Raw genomic sequence first — 18,098 nt, forward strand, 5'->3', positions numbered from 1 at the left:
GTACGAGCTTCGCGGCTGACGCCGCTCCTACAACACCCCGAACACCTATGATGGCTTCACTCCCCTTTGTTGATGGATATCCAACCCGATGCGCATCCTGATTCTCGGTGCCGGTGGTACCGGTGGTTACTTTGGTGGTCGGCTGGCGCAGGCCGGCGTTGATGTCACTTTCCTGGTGCGAGCCAACCGCGCTGCCCAGCTGGACCGCGATGGCCTGGTGATCCGCAGTCCGCTCGGTGACGCCACATTCCCGGTTGCGCACGTCACCGCCGAAAACTTGCCGCAGCTGGCAAATGAACAACCTTTCGATCTGGTCATCCTCAGCTGCAAGGCCTATGACCTGGACAGCTCGATCGACGCGATCGCGCCAGCGGTTGGCGCCAATACCACCGTGTTGCCGATCCTCAATGGCCTGCGTCATTACGCTGCGCTGGATACGCGCTTCGGCCGCGAAAACGTGCTCGGCGGCCTGTGCTTCATCAGCGCCACCAAGAGCGACGACGGCGCGGTGCTGCACCTGGACAAGCCGGCCAAGATCACCTTCGGCGAACGCGACGGCGCTACCGACAGCGCACGCGTGGCAGCACTGGCCAAGGCCTGCGAAAGCGCCGGCATCGATCACGTCGCCTCGGCCGATATCGCCCAGGAACAGTGGATCAAGTACAGCTTCCTGACCGCACTCGCCGCCGGCACCTGCCTGATGCGCGCCGACGTCGGCAGCATCGTTGCCAGCGACCACGGCACCGCCTTCATGCAGGCGCTGTATGCCGAATGCCTGGCGGTCGCCGCGCAGGCCGGGCAGCCGATTCCAGCGAAGGCACAGGAGATCGCACTGGGCGCAATCACCAAGCCCGGTTCGCCGGCCAAGGCCTCGATGCTGCGCGATCTGGAAGCCGGCCAACGCGTGGAAGCGGCGCATATCGTCGGCGACATGCTCGGCCGTGCACTTGCCGCCGGTCAGGCTGCACCGCTGCTGCAGGCCGCGTATTGCCACCTGCAGGCCTATGAGGCACAGCGCGGCAGCTGATGCGCAGCCGCCGGGGAGGCGGCTGCATGCAGCCGTCTCCGGACTGGTCTATCGTCGCGGGTACAGGGGCTGACCGCGCGAAGGACCGACATGATCAACCGACATACGCTGACCTTGGGCTGCGTGTTGGGAGCGATGTTGCTGGGCTGCAATCGGCCGCAACCGGAGCAGGCGGCAGCGCCGACAACGGCCACTTCCGCTGACACGCCAGATACCACGCCCACGGGCGCTACATCCGCACAAGGCGGCATCCACGACCGTGAAGGCAAACCGGTACCGGTGCTGGCCTTCGATATCAGCGGCGTCGAGGTGACCGACAAGCCTCTCGGCGAGCTGCCTTTCCTGACCCTGCCGCAGGGCTATGAACCCTTGAACACCCCGCACCTGCGCGCCTGGGCACGCTTTCCGATGCGTCTTGGCGACGGCGTGCACTGGGTGGAAGGGCCGAGCTGGTCAGCGCAGATCGCCACCCAGAGCAGTTCCGGCAAGGAGTTTTCCGCACAGGAACTGCGCCGCAGTCTCGACAGCCAGCTCGTTGCCGCAGGTGCCAACAAGGTATTTGACGGCCCCGAGCGCCGCGATATCTATTACGGCCCGCAGCTGGAAGACGAGATCGGCGGCGGCTTCATCGATGCGGTCAACAACAGCTCCGATGCGCCGACCAGCGTGTACGTGATCCGCCAGGCACAGCGCAATGTGTGGGTGCAGCTGTCGCTGGACGACATGCATGCCGGGCTGGTGGTGCTGGAAGAAGTGCCGTTCAGCGCCACCGCGCAGTGGTCCAGCGAGTTCCCGCACCTGACGCTGCCTGCAGGCTACGGCGACCGCAACACGCCAGTCCAGCGCGATCTGGACAGCTTCCCGATCTGGACCGGTGAGCACTTCAAGCAGGTCGCAGGCAAAACCTGGGCGGCCGATTTCGACAAGGGCGAGCACGCGTATTCGATGCACGAAGTGCGCCGCAACCTCGAGGCGATGATGGCAGCGGTGAATGCCACCAAGGTGTTCGAAGGCCGCATTCCCAAGGAGCAGGCCGAATCGGTTCCGCAAACCCTGCGCGCTGCATACTCGGGCAGTGCCGGTTACAACTGGGACGATTTCAACCTGCTGGTATACCGCGCGGACCTGGCCGATGGGCGGCAGATCTGGGTGCATGCGCGCCTGGAGTACCTGAGCGCCGGCTGGGTGGTGGTTGAACGCCTGCGATCCGAACAGGACGATGCCGCGCCGGCGTCAGCAGCGACGGCTGTAATCGTCAGGTAAAGCCGGTTAGCTGCTGATTTACCAGGGCCGCGGTGTGCGGCCTTGCAATCACAGCTGCGGCAGACGGAAGAACGCGCGGGTCGCGGCAGTGGCATTGGCGGCGGTGACCGCCACGTCTTCGCCACGGTCGCGGGCCAGTTCCTCGACGATATGCGACAGGAAGGCCGGCTCGTTGCGGCGGTCCTTGGGCAGCGGCCGCATCGTGCGCGGCAACAGGTACGGCGCGTCGGTCTCGATCATCAGGCGCTCGGCCGGGATGTGCTTGACCAGCTCACGCAGGTGCGCGCCACGGCGTTCGTCACACAGCCAGCCGGTGATGCCGATATACCAATCGCGGTCCAGGTAGTCGAACAACTCGCGGCGCTCGGCGGTGAAGCAATGCACCACCGCCGGGCCCAACTTGCCATCGAAGTTCTTCATCATCGCGATGAAATCGTCATGCGCGTCGCGCTGGTGCAGGAACAGCGGCTTGCCGTTCTCACTGGCGATCTGCAGCTGGCGCTCGAAGGCCTTGCGCTGGGCCGGACGCGGCGAGAAGTCGCGATTGAAATCCAGGCCACATTCGCCCACCGCCACCACTTCCGGATGCGCGTGCAGTGCGCGCATTTCCGCGTCGCATTCCTCGGTGTACTCGCTGGCGTGGTGCGGATGCACGCCGGCCGTGGCGTACAGGAACCCCGGATGACGCTGCGCCAGCTCCAAGGCCATCGGCGAATGCTCGCGGCTGGCACCGGTGATCACCATCTGCACCACGCCGGCGGCGCGGGCGCGCTCCAGCACCGCGTCCAAGTCGCGATCAAAGGATTCGTGGGTGAGGTTGGCGCCGATGTCGATCAGTTGCATTGAGCTGGGTGTGGTGAGGCGGAAAGGTGAATTGTAGAGGTTTGGCCACAAGCAAGCCCTGTGCTGCATGAACGGAGCCCGGTAGCCCGGGCAAGCGCAGCGCACCCGGGGGCGTTTCGCGGATTCGTCAGATGCCATGCGCAGAGCCCCGGGTGCGCTGCGCTTACCCGGGCTACGGATTTCCGGCGGCGCATCTGGCGCACGGCTTCTACAATGCTGCAATGGCAATAGCATTCCCCATCACTCCGCTACTCCCCGACATCCTCCAGCAACTGGAAGCGCACACGCGGCTGGTGCTGGAAGCCCCGCCCGGCGCCGGCAAGACCACCCAGGTGCCGCTGGCGCTGCTGGATGCGCCGTGGCTGAAGGGCGGCAAGATCATCATGCTGGAACCGCGCCGGGTGGCCGCCCGCAGTGCCGCGACCTTCATGGCCAAGCAGCTGGGTGAACCGGTTGGCGAGACCGTCGGTTACCGCATCCGCTTCGAGAACAAGGTATCCGCGCGTACCCGCATCGAGGTGGTCACCGAAGGCATCCTGACCCGCATGCTGCAGGATGATCCGCTGCTGGAGGGCGTGAGCGCCCTGTTGTTCGATGAATTCCACGAGCGCCATCTGTCCGCCGATCTCGGCCTGGCATTGGCGCTGGACGTGCAATCACAGCTGCGCGACGACCTGCGCATCGTGGTGATGTCGGCAACGCTGGATGGTGAACGATTGGCGCAGTTCCTGGATGCGCCGCGGCTGTCCAGCGAAGGCCGCAGCTATCCGGTGGAGATAAGCCATTTCCCGGCCCGGCGTGACGAGGCCTTGGAAGCGCAGGCCCGGCGCGCGGTGGAACAGGCGCTGGCCGAGCATCCTGGCGACGTGCTGGTATTCCTGCCGGGGCAGCGGGAGATTGCGCGGGTGCAAGCCGCTTTGAGCCCCTCCCCCTCAGGGGGAGGGGTTGGGGAGAGGGTAAGTGGCGCAGCCACCCGCACGGCCCAATTGCATGAGGCTTCGCCCGCACCCTCATCCGGCGCTGCGCGCCACCTTCTCCCGGCGGGAGAAGGGTTTGACGTGCTCCCCCTCCACGGCGAGCTGCCAATCGAGCAACAAACCCGCGTGCTGCAGCCCGATTCCGACGGCCGCCGCCGCGTGGTACTGGCCACCAATGTCGCCGAATCCTCGGTCACCCTGCCCGGCGTGCGCGTGGTGATCGATGCCGGGCTGGCGCGCGAACCGCGCTACGACCCCAACAGCGGCTTTTCGCGGCTGGATGCGGTGACCATCTCGCAGGCCTCGGCCGACCAGCGCGCCGGCCGTGCGGGCCGCGTTGCTTCCGGTTGGGCGTGGCGGCTGTGGCCGCAATCACAGCGGCTGGAGCCACAGCGACGTCCGGAGATGGCGCAGGTGGAACTGGCCGGGTTGGCATTGGAACTGGCAGCCTGGGGCAGTGACGATCTGCGCTTCGTCGATCCACCGCCCAGCGGTGCACTGTCGGCCGCGCGCGAGCTGCTGCAGCGGCTGGGCGCCTTGAGCGCAGACAACACCATCACCGCGCTGGGCAAGCGCATGCTGTCAATGGGTACACATCCGCGTATGGCGGCGATGCTGCTGTCTGCAGGCAATCCGCGCGAGCAGGCGTTGGCCGCCGATGTTGCCGCACTGCTGGAAGCACGCGATCCGCTGCGTCAGGGCGGTGACGCACTGGCCGCGCGTTGGCGCGCCCTTGCCGCCTTCCGCAATGGCCGCGCGCCCTACGACGCCAACCGCGGTGGCTTGGCCGCGATTGATGCGGCCGCCAAGCAATGGCGCCGTCGCCTGCGTTGCGATGCGACGCCGCCAGCCGATATCGAAGCACATGAACTCGGCGACCTGCTCGCCCACGCCTTCCCTGACCGCATTGCCACCCAGCATCCGAACGACCCACAGCGCTACCAGCTGGCCAATGGCCGCAGCGCACGCCAGTTCGACAACAGCGACCTGCGTGGCGAGCCCTGGCTGGTGATCAGCGAATTGCGCCATGACCCACGTGATGCGCTGATCCTGCGTGCGGCACCGGTGGATGAACAACGCCTGCGCCGCGACTTCCCTGATCGTTTCAGGACGCAGGATGTCGTTCGCTGGAACAGCGCCAAGCGCGCACTGGAAGCACGTCGTGAAAGCAGCTTCGAGCGCATCGTGCTGGACAGCCGCCCTGCAGGCCAGGTGGACCCGGCGCGCGCCGCACGCGCACTGACAGATGCGGTCCGCGAACTGGGACTGGAAGCATTGCCGTGGACCGAAAATCTGCAGCAGTTGCGCTGGCGGGTGATGGGAATGCGGCGCTGGATGCCGGAGCTGGAGCTGCCCGATCTGTCCGATGCGGCCTTGCTGGAGACGCTGGACCATTGGCTGCTACCTGCATTCAACGGCAAGACACGCCTGGAAGCCTTGTCCGAGGAAGAACTGGGTGAAGCACTGAAATCCGGCATTGATTGGAGCAAGCGGCAACTGGTGGATCGTCATGCGCCGACGCGCATCAGCGTGCCCTCTGGAATGGAGCGACGCATCGAGTATGCGTTGGACGATGACGGCATCAGCCCGCGCCCACCAGTACTGGCGGTGAAGCTGCAGGAGCTGTTTGGCTTGGCCGACACGCCGCGTATTGCCGATGGGCGTGTGCCCTTGCTGCTGCACTTGTTGTCGCCGGGTGGAAAGCCGCTGCAGGTGACCGGTGACCTGCGCAATTTCTGGCAGAACACCTATGCCGAGGTCAAGAAAGAGATGAAGGGCCGCTATCCGCGGCATCCGTGGCCGGATGATCCTTGGAGTGCTACGGCGACGCATCGGGCGAAGCCGCGGGGGACTTGATTGGGGATTGGGGATTGGGGGCAGAGGCGAGAGCAAGAGCAACAGCACCCCTCCCCAACCCTCCCCTTGCCTGCGGCAAAGGGAGGGGCGGCTGCTGGCACTCTGGCAGTATGCAGCGCAGCCGCTTCGGCCCCCTCCCTTGCGCACAGCGCAGGGGAGGGTTGGGGAGGGGTAGCTTTTGACGTTCGCAGTGCTCGTTACTCCAGCTTCAGCCTTCCACAACCACACCCAACGCTTCCCGGCTAACATCCCCTACACGGCCCTCTGGTAAGAATGGGGGTCTGGCCCTCATCTACATGGAGTCCCCACATGAGCAAGTTCAGCGATATTACCGGCCCGGCACTGGAGCGTGCACTGGAACTGGTCAACAGCGCCGGTGGCAACATCAAGCACGGTGGTTCCAGCGCCGCCGAATGGCTCAAGACCGGCGCCGCCATTGGTGCGATGAAGACCGGCGGCCGTGCCGTCACCCGCGTCGCCAAGCGCAACCCCACCGCTACTGTCGCGGTTGCGGCCGTCGGCCTGGGGCTGATTGGCTATGCGCTGTACCGCAAGAACAAGCGCGACAACGAGGCCATCGAGGCCAAGTCGCGGCAGATCGCGCAGCGTCGCCGTCATGCGGCCAGCGTGACTGATGAGACCAGCGATATTGGTAGCGACGCCTGAGTTTTTTTGGGGGGTTGTGCTTGAGGCAAGAGCTACCCCTCCCCGGCCCTCCCCTGCGCTTTGCGCAAGGGAGGGAGCAGGTCCTGCAGCTTGCTAGAGGCCTAGTGTGGCCAGTACGGCTGCGGTGGATTTACCGACGTCGTCCAGCTGCGGGTTGATACGCCCCGGCTCGTTGGCGAATTTGATCGGAATGCCCAGGTGGGTACCGCCCTGTGCATCGGTCCAGACCATTTCGCGCGCACGTGTGTGCGGATCATTGAAGGCTTCGGTCAAGGTCTTGACCGGCGCCCAGCACACGTCGATGTCGTGCAGGAACAGCGTCCATTCCACCAGCGTGCGACGGGCAAAGGTTTCGGCCAGGAACGCCTTGACCGGGTCCTGACCGCTGCCCGGCGGCAGATGGCACAGATGGATCAGGTCGGCGCGGCCTAGCGCGTTCAACAGGTTCTCGGCGAACTTGTGCTCGGCACCGCCGAGTGCGATCCAGCGGTCGTCGGCGCAGCGGTACAGCTTGTACAGCGCATTGCCGCCCCAACTGCGCTCTTCCTTGATGACCGGGTCGCGGCCAAGTGCGAATGGCGGGCCCAGTACGTTCGGCAACCACGCCATCAAGGCGTCCTGCATCGACAGATCGATGTAGTCGCCCTCGCCGGTGCGCTCGCGGCGGAACAAGGCCATCAGGATGCCGTTGAGCGCCATCAGCGAGCCGGCCATGTCGGCCACCGGCATATGCGGCATGGCCGGCGTACCGTCCGGCGCCCGGTTCAAACTCACCACGCCGGTATCGGCCTGCATCGCCAGATCGTGGGCGGGCCGGTTGACCTTGGGCCCGGTCTGGCCGAAGGCGCTGATCGAGCAGTACACCAGCTTCGGGTTAATCGCCTTGCAGCTGGCGTAGTCGATGCCAAGGCGCTGGGCGACGCCGGGGCGGAATGCTTCCACTACCACATCAGCCCACTCCACCAGCTTGGCGAAGGCGGTCTTGCCATCAGCGCTTTTCAGATCCAGCACGATGCAGCGCTTGCCGCGATGGGTGTTGCGGAACCAGGTGGAGACACCGGCCTGCTTGAGCCCGACGTCGCGCACCGGCTCGCCGCTGGGCGGCTCGATCTTGATCACCTCGGCGCCGTGGTCGGCCATCACCATGGTCAGGTGCGGGCCGGGCAGGAACAGCGACAGATCGAGTACGCGTACACCTTCAAGTTTCATCATCGACTCCGTTGCATCAGGCGCCGAGCAGGCGCGCGCGGTCTGCATCGTTGTAGCCCAGCTCGCGTAGCAGCGCGTCGGCATCGGCATTGAGAGGCGGGCAGGCATTGCCGCTCAGCCGCTGGCCATCGAGCTTGAGCGGGTTGCGCAGCAGACGCTGCGTGCCCTGTGCATGTTCGACGTCCTGCAGCATGTCGACATCGCGCACATAGGGATTATCCAGCGCCTGGGCGATATCCAACACCGGCGCGATCGGAATGCGGCCGGCGAACTTCTGCGTCCAATAAGCGGTGGGCTGGGTGCTGAGAATCGCATCGACCAGCACGGTCAGTTCCTCACGTACCTCACGGCGCGCAGCGAAATCGGCAAAGCGCGGCTCAGCGGCCCAGGCTGGATTGCCGATGCCTTCAACGAAGGTCTGCCAGAACTTCTCCAGCATGCACATCACCATCACCCAGCCGTCAGAGGTGCGATAGACCTGGCACGGCACGGTGGACGGGTGCGCACTGCGCGAAAGGCGCTCGGTGCGGTGGCCTTCGTTGAGGTACCAGGTGGCCGGATAGCTGAGCTGGTGCAGGGCCACATCGAACAGACTGACGTCGACATCGCGGCCAAGCCCGGTGCGCATTGCACCGATGATGGCGGCGAGCAGGCCCATCGACAGGGTGGTGCCGGTCATGAAGTCGACCATCGACAGACCAAAGCGTGCCGGTGGCGCATCGGGCTCACCGGTCAGCGCCATGAAGCCGGCTTCGGCCTGCATGAGGTAGTCATAACCCGGCCACGCAGCGCGCTCGTTGTCGCGACCATAGGCGGACAGGTGGGCGCAGACGATCTTCGGGTTGAGCTGGCTGAGCGTGGCGTAGTCCAGGCCGAGCTTGCCGGGTTGGTCACCACGCAGGTTGTTGAGCACGGCGTCGGCGCTGGCGACGAGCTTCTCGAAGACTTCGCGGCCTTCGGGGGCTTTCAGATCCAGGCGCAGCGAGCGCTTGTTGAGATTGAAGGTCTGGAAGAACAGGCTGTCGCCTTCGCCCAGGAAATATGGACCGGTGCCGCGCGAAACGTCGCCGCCCGGCGGGGATTCGATCTTGATGACTTCCGCGCCGAGGTCGGCCAGATGCATCGAGCCATAGGGGCCAGCACCGTACTGTTCGACGGCAAGGATGCGCAGTCCCTGCAGGGGAAGGTCTTTCATGTGTGGCCTCTGGTTTGTAAAAAGCACCGCGGCGGCTGAGGACCGCGGTGAAGGGATGCTGCTGTTGCGTCTACTTGGCTGTTGCTGTTGCTGGTGCTGTTGCTGTTGCTGGTGCTGTTGCTTTGGCTTTGGCTTTCGCCTTGGCCTTGCTTTTGATCTATCCCTTCTCCCGCTTGCGGGAGAAGGTGCCCGGAGGGCGGATGAGGGGAGCTTTTGACTTCGCTCGTAGAGCTTCCCCTCACCCCAACCCCTCTCCCGCGAGCGGGAGAGGGGCTTTGCGTCTGATGCATTTGGGAGAGGGCCCTGGTCTGCTTGAACCTTCAGATCTTGTTTCTGGCCACCAATTGCTTGGCGATGATGATGCGCTGCATTTCGTTGGTGCCTTCACCAATGCACATCAACATGGCGTCACGGTGGAAGCGTTCGATGTCGTACTCCACCGAGTAGCTGTAGCCACCAAAAATCCGCATGCCTTCCTGCGCGCAATAGGCGCCGGTTTCGGTTGCGAAGTACTTGGCCATGCCCGCTTCCATGTCGCAGCGCTCGCCCTTGTCATAGGCATTGGCGGCGCTCTCGATCAGCAATTTGGAGGCTTCAACTTTGGCTGCCATCTCACCCAGCTTGAGCTGGATGGCCTGGTGCTCGGCGATCGGCTTGCCGAAGGTCATGCGTTCCTGCGCATAGCGCACCGACAGACGCAGTGCGCCCTCGGCAATGCCGCAGCCGCGCGCCGCCACATTGATGCGGCCAAGCTCCAGACCACCAACGGCATGCTGGAAGCCCTGACCCTCAACGCCGCCGAGCAGGCAGTCCGCCGGCACCTTGTAGTCCTGGAACACCAGCTCACAGGTATCGATGGCGCGGTAGCCGGACTTCTTCATCTTCTTGGCGACGATGAAGCCCTGGCCCTTCTCGGCGATGAACATGCTCATGCCCTTGTGGCGCGGCTGCGCTTCAGGGTCGGTCTTGACCAGCAGCAGCACCATGTCGCCATACATGGAATTGGTAATCCAGGTCTTGGCGCCGTTGATGAGGTAATGGTCGCCGTCGCGCTTGGCAACCGTGCGGATCGCCTGCAGATCGGTGCCGGCATTGGGCTCGGTCAGACCCAGCGCGCCGCGCAGCTCACCAGTCGCCATGCGCGGCAGGTACTTCTGCTTCTGCGCTTCGGTGCCACAGCGCTCGATTGCCGCGGCCATGATCAGGTGCGAGTTGAATATGCCAGTCGGCGCCATCCAAACCGACGATACCTTGATCACGATCTTGGCGTAGATACGCGCTGGCAAGCCAAGTCCACCGTACTGCGGCGAGATGGTGGCACCGAACAGGCCGAGGTCCTTCATCTCCTCGACCAGGTGATGCGGGTACTTGTCTTCGAGATCGTATTCCTGCGCGATTGGCGCGACCGACTTCTCCACCCAATGGTCAATCGAGTCGAGTAGTGCCTGCTCTTCGTCAGGGCCCCACAGTTGTTCCGGTTCAGTGCTCATCATCGCGCCCTCAGTAGTTGACCTTGTCTTCCACCGAATGCCCACGCTTGGCGATCAGCATGGTGCGGTTGAAGGTGCAGACCAACTTGCCGTCCTGGTTGAAGCCATCGGTGCGGCAGGTGACGATGCCGGCGCCCGGGCGCGACTTGGATTCACGCTTCTCCAACACTTCCGATTCGGCGACCAGGGTGTCACCGACGAACAACGGATGGGTCATCTTGATCTCGCTCCAGCCAAGATTGGCCACCGCCTTCTGGCTGACATCGGTGACGCTCATGCCGACCATCAAGGCCACGGTGAACGGCGAGCAGACGATGACCTTGCCGAATTCCGAGGCCTTGGCGTACTCCTTGTCGAAGTGCATCGGATGGGTGTTCATCGTCAGCAGGGTGAACCAGGTGTTGTCGGTCTCGGTGATGGAGCGGCCCGGGCGGTGCTCGTAGATATCGCCGACATTGAACTCTTCGTAGTAGCGGCCGAAGGTTTCGCGGAAGCGGTTTTCGGAAATCTGCTTGACGTTCTGAACCATGACAATGTCCTTTTGGTGCGTGTTGGGCTGGCGCTGGGCGCAGCTTGGTCAAAGAGGGGGTGTGATCAGGCGTTCAATGGAGGGTTGCGGTCAGCCAGCGCGCACGCCGAGTGCACCCAGTGCGATAGCGCGTTCGGCGGCAATTTCGATCGGGCGATCGACCAGCTTGCCGTCGAGCTGGATGGCTTCGCCACCGCTGGCGGCCAGCGCCGCAACCACACGCTGGGCGCGGTCATATTCGACGGCAGTCGGCAGGTAGCGGCTTTGGATGGGCTCGACCTGGGCCGGATGGATCGCTGCCTTGGCAGTGAAACCGAGGTCGATCACGCGGTCGGTTTCATCGACAAGACCGGCTTCGTCCTTGATGTCGAGGAAGGGCACATCGAGACAGCCGACGCCTGCTTCGGCGGCAATCGTCGCCAGCTGCACGCGCGGGTGGAAGAAACTTTCCCAGCCGGCGCGGCCACGCAGCGCGACGATGTAGTCGAAGCCACCAAACATCAGCGCCTGCAAACGCGCAGTTGCCGTCGCAAGCGCGCGTGCATCCAGCAAGCCCTTTGGCGTTTCGATCTGCGCGATGAACACGGTGTCGATGGCAGCAAGCGCGTTGTCGGCTTGCTGAAGCTCGGCCACGGTTTCGACCTTGGGCAACATCACGAAGGCCGGATTCAAACCGGATGCCGCCAATGCCTTCAGATCCGCTTGACCCAACTCGGTGGACAAGGGATTGATGCGCAGGCCGATTTCACCGCGGACATCGTGCCGCTCTGCAAGAAACGCGAACAGCGAAGCACGCGCACTCTCCTTGTCACCCGGCGCAACCGCGTCTTCCAGATCGATGCAGACCTGGTCGGCACCGGTGGCAACCGCCTTGGCGTAGCGCTCCGGGCGCGAGCCCGGCACGAACAGCAGGCAGCGGCGCGGATTGTTCAATGCAGCGCTCATGCGGCGCTCACCTTTGCAGCAAAGTGTTCGGCGATCTGGCGGCGTGTTGCGTACCAGGTACCCGGCTTCTGCGCGACGTATTGCAGGAACTTCTCGAACGCGCCAATGCGACCTGGGCGGCCAATGATGCGCAGGTGCAGGCCCAGCGACATCACCTTGGGGCTGTACTCGCCTTCGGCGTACAGCGTGTCGAAACTGTCGATGGCGTAATCCAGCCAGTCCTTGGGCAGGTAGGACGGCGCCACCCACATCTTCATGTCATTGGTATCGAGCTGGTACGGCACCACGATCATCGGCTTGTCGCTGCCGTCGACATCACCCCAGAACGGCGCATCGGCCGAGTAGTCGTCCATGTGGTACAGGAAGCCTTCTTCCTGCAGCAGGCGACGGGTTGACGCGGTATGCAGGTAGCGCGACAGCCAGCCGACCGGGCGCACGCCGGTGGTCTGCTCGATGCTGTCGGCGGCGTCGCGGATGAACTGACGTTCCTGTTCTTCGTTGAAGCGGAACTGGTGGATCCAGCGATGGCCGTGCGAGCACACTTCGTGGCGACTGCCGCGCAGGTAACCGGCGATTTCCGGCGCGCGCTCCAGCGACACCGCAGCGGCGGTATAGGTGCTGGTGACGTTGTACTTGTCCAGCAGCGCGGATACGCGCGCATGGCCTTCGTTGATGCCGTAGCGGTAGTTGGATTCGTTGCCGTAGTTGCGCACCGGCTTGGACAAGGTCACGTGCAGCTCGTCCACCGGCTCGGTGATCTTGTCACCCTGGCCCACGTTGTACTCGGAGAGCTCTTCAACATTGACGACCACGGACAAGGCCAGGCGTGCATTGTTGGGCCACTGGTAGACGGGTTTGGACATGGTGGTCTCGGTGCGGTTGTTGGTTGCGTGGTGGGGGCTGCTTGGCGTCTATGCCGCCTTTCCCGCGAAGGTGGAAATAGCGACCTGATGGATGCGGCGGTAATGCCTCAGTGGTTCTCCTCACCACCAGAAACATTTATCGCCTCGCCGGTGATGTAAACCGCGTCGTCCGAGCACAAAAACGCGGTAGCCGCGGCCGTATCCGAAGGCAGACCCGGACGACCGGCCGGAATGCGCGCACGCATATCCGCCAGGTACTGTTCCACGCTCTTGCCCTGCTTCTCTGCGAAATATTCGTTCTGCCATGCGCCAAGACCCGTAGTCACATGGTTCGGGCATACCGCGTTGACGTTGATCCCATGCGCTCCCAACTCCAGCGCAGCGACGCGGGTCAGGCCGACCAGGCCGTGCTTGGACGAGCAATACGCCGCTGCATGCGGGAACGCAGACTTCGCCGCCTGCGAGGCGATGTTGACGATACGGCCGCCGCCCTGGGCGATCATCTGCCGGCCGGCATGCTTGATGGTCAGGAAGGCGCCGCGCAGGTTCACACCCAGCACCGCGTCCCATTCCCTGGCATCGATGTCGACCAGCGACTTCATCAGGTAACCGATGCCGGCGTTGTTGACCAGGATGTCGAGGCGGCCGAAGCGTTCGACCGTGGCCTTGACCACCGCCTCCACCTGCGCCTCTTCCAGCACATCCAGGGCCATCGCCACGCACTCGCCACCGCTGCTGGCAACCAGCTCGGCGGCAACCTGGGCCAACTCCTCGTCGGTCCCCACCGCAGTGACCGGCATCTCGGCGCCACGCACCTGGCCGATATCGGTCAGCACCACCTTGCAGCCTTCCTGCAGCAGACGGCGGGCAATGCCCTCGCCCAGGCCGGCGCGGCGACCAGCGCCGGTGATAAGTGCGACCTTGCCTTGCAATTCGGGGAAACGAGCCATGACCTATGTTCCTTGTGCGCTTACAGCGCGCTGGTGAGGATGAACAACGGATTGTCAGCGTATTGCTGGAACTGCGCTGCACCGGCTTGAACGGCCGGATCGGCGAGGTCGGCGCCGAACGCAGCCATGTCCGGTACCCGCATCAGCTCGATGTACTCGTACGGGGAGCTACCCTCCCCAATCAACAGACCGCTGGCCTTGAGTACCTCGAACTTCTCCACCGACGGCAGCGCATTGACCACCGGCAGGTCGCTGGCACGCGCCCAGGCCTCGTATTCCTCACGGCTGACGCCGGCTTTGAGGTTGAACAGGACGATCACGGTTTGCATGGCTTCCTCCCGGGTAAAAGACTGTGGCACACTTTGTCCGGACAAAGTGTAGGCATGCCATTCGTCCCCGGTCAACGCCGGCGACGGAAAACCCCCACCGGCGTATCTACCTGCCGTAACCCAAACGATTGAGGTGCTTTGATGAAGCGTTATTACCCGTGGTTGATGGCGGTAGTGGGAATGTTGGTGTTGCTGGTCTCCAACGGTCTGACCGTGACTGGCCTGACCGCCTTTGACGAATCCCTGCTCAAGGACTTCGGCTGGACCCGCAGCGAGCTCAAGCTGCGCGACCTGATCACCCTGGTGCTGGCCGGCTGGATGGCACCGTTCCTGGGCGCGCTGATCGACAAGGTCGGCCCGCGCAAACTGGTGCTGGCCGGCATCGCCTTGCTGGCGGCGCTGTATGCGGCCTATGCGCACATCCATTCGCTGGCCCACCTGTACTGGATCCACGTCGGCTTTGCCGCGGTGCTGGTCGCCGCCGGCCTGAATGTGGCGGTGATCTTCGTCTCGCAGTGGTTTGCCACCCATCGCGGCACCGCAATTGGCATTGCCCTGGTCGGTACCAGCCTCGGCGGCATGGTGTTCCCCAAACTCGGCGTGCACCTGATGCAAACCATGGACTGGCGTGCCGCGCTGCTGTGGGAAGCCGCGATTCCGCTGGCCTTTCTGATCATCGCCTTCCTGTTCGTGCGCAGCCCGCGCCCGGGCGGCATCCAGCCATGGGGCGCTGACACCCTGGCCGCCAAGGCCGCAGCAGGCACGCCGGCCGCTGCCTCGCTGCCAGACCTGAGCTACCAGCAAGCGATGCGTACGCGCACCTTCTGGGTGTTGGCGTTCGTGGCGATGACGACGTTCTTCTCGATCATGGCGGTGGCCTCGAACCTGTTCCTGCACATGCGCGACCTGGGCTTTGAACCGGCCACCGCCGGCAACGGCCTTGGCCTGATGTTCGGCCTGGCGATGGTCGGCAAGTTCATGTTCGGCTTCCTTGCCGATGTATTGCCGGCCAAGCGCGTGTTCCTGCTCAACCTGAGCATCATGGCCGCGGGCGCATTGATCCTGGCGACGATGCGCGCCGACCTGATCTGGTATTCGCTGGCCCTGTTCGGTCTGGGTTGGGGCGGCCTGTACACGATGATCCAGCTGCTGGCGGTCAACGCCTTCGGTCTGAGCTCGGCCGGCAAGATCCTCGGCACCATCACCCTGCTCGATGCGACCACCGCCGGTCTCGGCATCTGGGTGACAGCCAAGATCTTCGACATCACCAAGAGCTACCACATCGCTTTCAGCCTGATCTGCGTGCTGATCGTGCTGGCCTTGCTGGCCGCGACGCTGGTGCGCGACGAACGCTCCCGCGCTTCGGCCACCTGATCCCCACTGCTGCAACGGAGAGACCTCATGCCCGTGATGGAAACGTCCAACCTCACCGCCCGCCAGTACTGGGAGCAGGTCAAGGCCAACCCCAACCGCGCCAAGTTTGGTTTCGGTGCGCGCCCAGCCATCGTCAACATCGATGTGCAGCGCGCCTATACCGACATGGACGCGTTCAAGACCGCGTATGAGACCGACCCGCGGCAGATCGAGCACATCAATGCGCTGTCGGCGCAGGTGCGCGCGCTCGGCCTGCCGGTGGTGTGGACCTATGTTGCCTATCTGGAATCCGGCGAAGATGCCGGCACCTGGGGCACCCGCACCAACACGCCGGACTCGTTGCAGAACATCAAGCACGGCTCCGAGCGTGCGCAGTTCGACCCGCGCGCCGATGTGCAGCCGGGTGACATCGTCATGCACAAGCGCATGGCCAGCCCGTTCTTCGAAACCAACCTGTGGTCGTTGCTGACCTTCCACAAGATCGACACGCTGATCATCACCGGCGGCTCCACCTCGGGCTGCATCCGCGCCTGCGTGATCGACAGCCTGTCGCGTGGCTACCGCAGCATCGTCCCGGAAGAATGCGTGGCCGATAAGCACGAGATCCCGCACTTCGCCAACCTCAGCGACATCATGCTCAAGTACGGCGACGTGGAATCGGTCGAGCACGTGGCCGCACAGCTGCAGGCCTTGCGCGCATGAGTGCCACGCCAAAGTCCGATCCGGGCCTGTTCGATTACTGTCCCTACGACAGCCGGCCGAAGATCGAATGGCCAGGCGGCGCGCGCGTGGCGCTATGGATCGCGCCCAACATCGAGTTCTACGAGTACGCGCCGCCGGCCAACCCGCAGCGCAAGCCGTGGCCGCGTCCACTGCCCGACATCCAGGGCTATGGCACCCGCGACTACGGCAACCGCGTCGGCCACCAGCGCATGATGCGGGTGATGGACCAGTACGGCCTGCGCGGCTCGGTATCACTGTCCACGGCCATGCTCAAGCACCATCCGGAAGTGATCCAGATGGCGGCAGAGCGCAACTGGGAGTTCTTCAGCCACGGCATCTACAACACCCGCTACACCTACGGCATGGACGAGGCGCAGGAGCGGGAGATGATCGCGCATTCGATGGCACTGATCGCCGAACACACCGGCCAGCACTGCGATGGCTACCTGGCACCGGCGCTGTCGCATTCGGACGCCACCATCGACCTGTTCTCCGAGGCCGGTGGCCTGTACACCTGCGATCTGTTCCACGACGACCAGCCAACGCCGGTGAAGACCCGTTCGGGCAAGCGCTTCGTCTCGGTGCCGTACTCGCTGGAGCTCAACGACACCATCGTCTACGTCACCAACAAGATCGAGCCGCGCCGCTACGGGCAGATGATCAAGGACGCCTTCGACCGCCTGTACGCCGAAGGCGAAAACTCCGGCACGGTGATGTGCGTGCCGCTGCATGCCTACCAGGTCAGTCACCCGCACCGCCTGGCCGCCTTCCACGACGCGATGGACTACATCTGCAGCCACGACAAGGTGTGGAAGGCCACCGGCCGCGAGATCGCCCAGCACTACCTGGACAAGCACTACGACGACGCGCTGGCCTCGATGGCGGCGATCAACGCGGAGGACGCGGCATGAGCCTGGATCGCAGCTTCCTCGAGTACCAGCAGCTGCGCCACGGCATGGACCACGCGCGCTACAGCTGGTCGATGCTCGCCGAACGCCCAGCCGTGCGCTGGCCCGACGACAAGCCGCTGGCGCTGTGGATCAACCTGAGCCTGGAGCACTTCCCGCTCAACCCCAAGGGCGAGGGCTTCAAGCCGCACGGCTCCATGGTCATGCCCTACCCGGACCTGCGCCATTACACCCTGCGCGACTACGGCAACCGGGTCGGCGTGTTCCGCGTACTGGATGCGCTGGAAAAGTACGGTCTGCGCGCCAGCGCCGCGGTCAATGGCGAACTGGCCGAGCGCTACCCGGCCCTGCTGCGCCGGCTCAAGGCGCGCAGCGCCGAGCTGGTCGCGCATGGCTGGAACATGGACAGCGTGCACTACGGCGGGCTGGACCCGGCGCGCGAAGCTGAATACATCCAGCGCAGTTTGGCCGCGCTGGCCCCGTATTCGGACGCCCCCATCCAGGGCTGGTTGTCACCGGCCCGCTCGCAGTCCGAGAACACCCCGGAACTGTTGCAACAGGCCGGTTTGCAGTGGTTTGGCGACTGGATCAACGACGAGCTTCCCTACCCCTTCCAGACCGCCAACGGCCCGCTCACCGCACTGCCGTTATCACTGGAATTGGAAGATCGCTTCATCGTCGGCGAAAATCTGCATGCCGAGGCCGAGTACGCGGACCAGATGGTCGATGCCTGCGATTTCCTGTTGGAGGAAGCGCAGCGCACCGGACAGGGTCGCCTGCTCGCGCTCAACATCCACCCGTGGGTGATGGGCCAGCCGCACCGCATCAAGCACCTGGAACGCGTGTTCGCCCATCTGGCCGATCGCGCAGGGCTGATCTGGAACGCTGCGCCTTCGCAGATCATCGCCGCCTCACGTTGAGGCGGCGGTTCCAGGCAACCGTCGTCGCTC

Annotated in this window: 17 protein-coding genes; 8 read left to right on the plus strand and 9 right to left on the minus strand. The window is 64.3% G+C overall.

Going from position 1 to position 18,098, the window contains the following annotated elements:
* Nucleotides 1–88: 88 nt before the first annotated feature.
* Nucleotides 89–1,027, plus strand: coding sequence for a 2-dehydropantoate 2-reductase (gene panE / locus ACVOLV_RS10495; protein ID WP_481554343.1), 939 nt, complete (start codon nucleotides 89–91; stop codon nucleotides 1,025–1,027).
* 90 nt (nucleotides 1,028–1,117) lie between these two features.
* Nucleotides 1,118–2,290, plus strand: a complete 1,173-nt coding sequence (locus ACVOLV_RS10500; RefSeq protein ID WP_481554344.1) for an OmpA family protein — start codon at nucleotides 1,118–1,120, stop codon at nucleotides 2,288–2,290.
* Nucleotides 2,291–2,338: 48 nt separating this feature from the next.
* On the opposite strand, the gene ACVOLV_RS10505 is transcribed toward ACVOLV_RS10500, so the two are convergent.
* Nucleotides 2,339–3,133, minus strand: coding sequence for a TatD family hydrolase (locus tag ACVOLV_RS10505; RefSeq protein ID WP_481554345.1), 795 nt, complete (start codon nucleotides 3,131–3,133; stop codon nucleotides 2,339–2,341).
* Between the two features lie 221 nt (nucleotides 3,134–3,354).
* Between ACVOLV_RS10505 and hrpB the strand changes: the two genes are divergently transcribed.
* Both hrpB and ACVOLV_RS10515 read left to right on the plus strand, forming a co-directional pair.
* On the plus strand, nucleotides 3,355–5,967 hold the full coding sequence (gene hrpB / locus ACVOLV_RS10510; protein WP_481554346.1) for an ATP-dependent helicase HrpB: 2,613 nt from the start codon (nucleotides 3,355–3,357) through the stop codon (nucleotides 5,965–5,967).
* A gap of 309 nt (nucleotides 5,968–6,276) precedes the next feature.
* Nucleotides 6,277–6,633, plus strand: a complete 357-nt coding sequence (locus tag ACVOLV_RS10515) for a hypothetical protein (RefSeq protein WP_282268299.1) — start codon at nucleotides 6,277–6,279, stop codon at nucleotides 6,631–6,633.
* A 93-nt stretch (nucleotides 6,634–6,726) separates the two neighbouring features.
* Here the strand turns inward: ACVOLV_RS10515 and ACVOLV_RS10520 are convergent, their stop codons facing one another.
* The 8 genes from ACVOLV_RS10520 to ACVOLV_RS10555 form a co-directional block, all read right to left on the minus strand.
* Nucleotides 6,727–7,842, minus strand: coding sequence for a CaiB/BaiF CoA transferase family protein (locus ACVOLV_RS10520; RefSeq protein WP_481554347.1), 1,116 nt, complete (start codon nucleotides 7,840–7,842; stop codon nucleotides 6,727–6,729).
* 16 nt (nucleotides 7,843–7,858) lie between these two features.
* Nucleotides 7,859–9,037 carry a CaiB/BaiF CoA transferase family protein gene (locus ACVOLV_RS10525; RefSeq protein ID WP_481554348.1) on the minus strand — a complete coding sequence of 393 codons (1,179 nt, stop codon included), beginning with the start codon at nucleotides 9,035–9,037 and terminating at the stop codon, nucleotides 7,859–7,861.
* A gap of 320 nt (nucleotides 9,038–9,357) precedes the next feature.
* Complete coding sequence (locus ACVOLV_RS10530) at nucleotides 9,358–10,527, minus strand: acyl-CoA dehydrogenase family protein (RefSeq protein ID WP_481554349.1); 1,170 nt, start codon at nucleotides 10,525–10,527, stop codon at nucleotides 9,358–9,360.
* Between the two features lie 10 nt (nucleotides 10,528–10,537).
* Nucleotides 10,538–11,056: a MaoC family dehydratase gene (locus tag ACVOLV_RS10535; protein WP_057634054.1), complete on the minus strand. Its 519-nt coding sequence runs from the start codon at nucleotides 11,054–11,056 to the stop codon at nucleotides 10,538–10,540.
* A 90-nt stretch (nucleotides 11,057–11,146) separates the two neighbouring features.
* Entirely contained in the window at nucleotides 11,147–12,001 is an 855-nt protein-coding gene (locus tag ACVOLV_RS10540) for an HpcH/HpaI aldolase/citrate lyase family protein (protein WP_481554350.1), read from the minus strand.
* The gene (locus tag ACVOLV_RS10545) at nucleotides 11,998–12,864 is read right to left on the minus strand and encodes a polysaccharide deacetylase family protein (RefSeq protein WP_481554351.1); all 867 of its coding nucleotides are present in this window, start codon (nucleotides 12,862–12,864) and stop codon (nucleotides 11,998–12,000) included. Before ACVOLV_RS10545 ends, ACVOLV_RS10540 begins: the two co-directional genes overlap by 4 nt.
* A gap of 107 nt (nucleotides 12,865–12,971) precedes the next feature.
* Nucleotides 12,972–13,814 carry an SDR family NAD(P)-dependent oxidoreductase gene (locus ACVOLV_RS10550; protein ID WP_481554352.1) on the minus strand — a complete coding sequence of 281 codons (843 nt, stop codon included), beginning with the start codon at nucleotides 13,812–13,814 and terminating at the stop codon, nucleotides 12,972–12,974.
* Between the two features lie 20 nt (nucleotides 13,815–13,834).
* Nucleotides 13,835–14,143: a hypothetical protein gene (locus tag ACVOLV_RS10555; RefSeq protein ID WP_481547873.1), complete on the minus strand. Its 309-nt coding sequence runs from the start codon at nucleotides 14,141–14,143 to the stop codon at nucleotides 13,835–13,837.
* A 141-nt stretch (nucleotides 14,144–14,284) separates the two neighbouring features.
* Between ACVOLV_RS10555 and ACVOLV_RS10560 the strand changes: the two genes are divergently transcribed.
* Genes ACVOLV_RS10560 through ACVOLV_RS10575 form a run of 4 tightly spaced genes read left to right on the plus strand, consistent with a single transcriptional unit; the run spans nucleotide 14,285 to nucleotide 18,068 of the window.
* Nucleotides 14,285–15,517 (plus strand): MFS transporter, encoded by a 1,233-nt coding sequence (locus ACVOLV_RS10560; protein WP_481554353.1) that lies wholly within the window; start codon nucleotides 14,285–14,287, stop codon nucleotides 15,515–15,517.
* Nucleotides 15,518–15,544: 27 nt separating this feature from the next.
* Nucleotides 15,545–16,219, plus strand: a complete 675-nt coding sequence (locus ACVOLV_RS10565; protein ID WP_481554354.1) for an isochorismatase family protein — start codon at nucleotides 15,545–15,547, stop codon at nucleotides 16,217–16,219.
* On the plus strand, nucleotides 16,216–17,151 hold the full coding sequence (locus ACVOLV_RS10570; RefSeq protein ID WP_481554355.1) for a polysaccharide deacetylase family protein: 936 nt from the start codon (nucleotides 16,216–16,218) through the stop codon (nucleotides 17,149–17,151). The genes ACVOLV_RS10565 and ACVOLV_RS10570 overlap by 4 nt, the downstream gene beginning before the upstream one ends.
* Complete coding sequence (locus tag ACVOLV_RS10575; protein WP_481554356.1) at nucleotides 17,148–18,068, plus strand: polysaccharide deacetylase family protein; 921 nt, start codon at nucleotides 17,148–17,150, stop codon at nucleotides 18,066–18,068. The genes ACVOLV_RS10570 and ACVOLV_RS10575 overlap by 4 nt, the downstream gene beginning before the upstream one ends.
* Nucleotides 18,069–18,098: the final 30 nt, after the last annotated feature.

The sequence above is a fragment of the Stenotrophomonas sp. STEN023 genome, assembly GCF_056760135.1.

Coding starts and splice junctions, on each gene's coding strand:
- ACVOLV_RS10550 (WP_481554352.1), bottom strand. CDS start 13,814: ATGGCTCGTTTCCCCGAATTGCAAGGCAAGGTCGCACTTATCACCGGC.
- hrpB (WP_481554346.1), top strand. CDS start 3,355: ATGGCAATAGCATTCCCCATCACTCCGCTACTCCCCGACATCCTCCAG.
- ACVOLV_RS10515 (WP_282268299.1), top strand. CDS start 6,277: ATGAGCAAGTTCAGCGATATTACCGGCCCGGCACTGGAGCGTGCACTG.
- ACVOLV_RS10525 (WP_481554348.1), bottom strand. CDS start 9,037: ATGAAAGACCTTCCCCTGCAGGGACTGCGCATCCTTGCCGTCGAACAG.
- ACVOLV_RS10530 (WP_481554349.1), bottom strand. CDS start 10,527: ATGAGCACTGAACCGGAACAACTGTGGGGCCCTGACGAAGAGCAGGCA.
- ACVOLV_RS10555 (WP_481547873.1), bottom strand. CDS start 14,143: ATGCAAACCGTGATCGTCCTGTTCAACCTCAAAGCCGGCGTCAGCCGT.
- ACVOLV_RS10570 (WP_481554355.1), top strand. CDS start 16,216: ATGAGTGCCACGCCAAAGTCCGATCCGGGCCTGTTCGATTACTGTCCC.
- ACVOLV_RS10520 (WP_481554347.1), bottom strand. CDS start 7,842: ATGAAACTTGAAGGTGTACGCGTACTCGATCTGTCGCTGTTCCTGCCC.
- ACVOLV_RS10560 (WP_481554353.1), top strand. CDS start 14,285: ATGAAGCGTTATTACCCGTGGTTGATGGCGGTAGTGGGAATGTTGGTG.
- ACVOLV_RS10500 (WP_481554344.1), top strand. CDS start 1,118: ATGATCAACCGACATACGCTGACCTTGGGCTGCGTGTTGGGAGCGATG.
- ACVOLV_RS10545 (WP_481554351.1), bottom strand. CDS start 12,864: ATGTCCAAACCCGTCTACCAGTGGCCCAACAATGCACGCCTGGCCTTG.
- ACVOLV_RS10535 (WP_057634054.1), bottom strand. CDS start 11,056: ATGGTTCAGAACGTCAAGCAGATTTCCGAAAACCGCTTCCGCGAAACC.
- panE (WP_481554343.1), top strand. CDS start 89: ATGCGCATCCTGATTCTCGGTGCCGGTGGTACCGGTGGTTACTTTGGT.
- ACVOLV_RS10505 (WP_481554345.1), bottom strand. CDS start 3,133: ATGCAACTGATCGACATCGGCGCCAACCTCACCCACGAATCCTTTGAT.
- ACVOLV_RS10575 (WP_481554356.1), top strand. CDS start 17,148: ATGAGCCTGGATCGCAGCTTCCTCGAGTACCAGCAGCTGCGCCACGGC.
- ACVOLV_RS10540 (WP_481554350.1), bottom strand. CDS start 12,001: ATGAGCGCTGCATTGAACAATCCGCGCCGCTGCCTGCTGTTCGTGCCG.
- ACVOLV_RS10565 (WP_481554354.1), top strand. CDS start 15,545: ATGCCCGTGATGGAAACGTCCAACCTCACCGCCCGCCAGTACTGGGAG.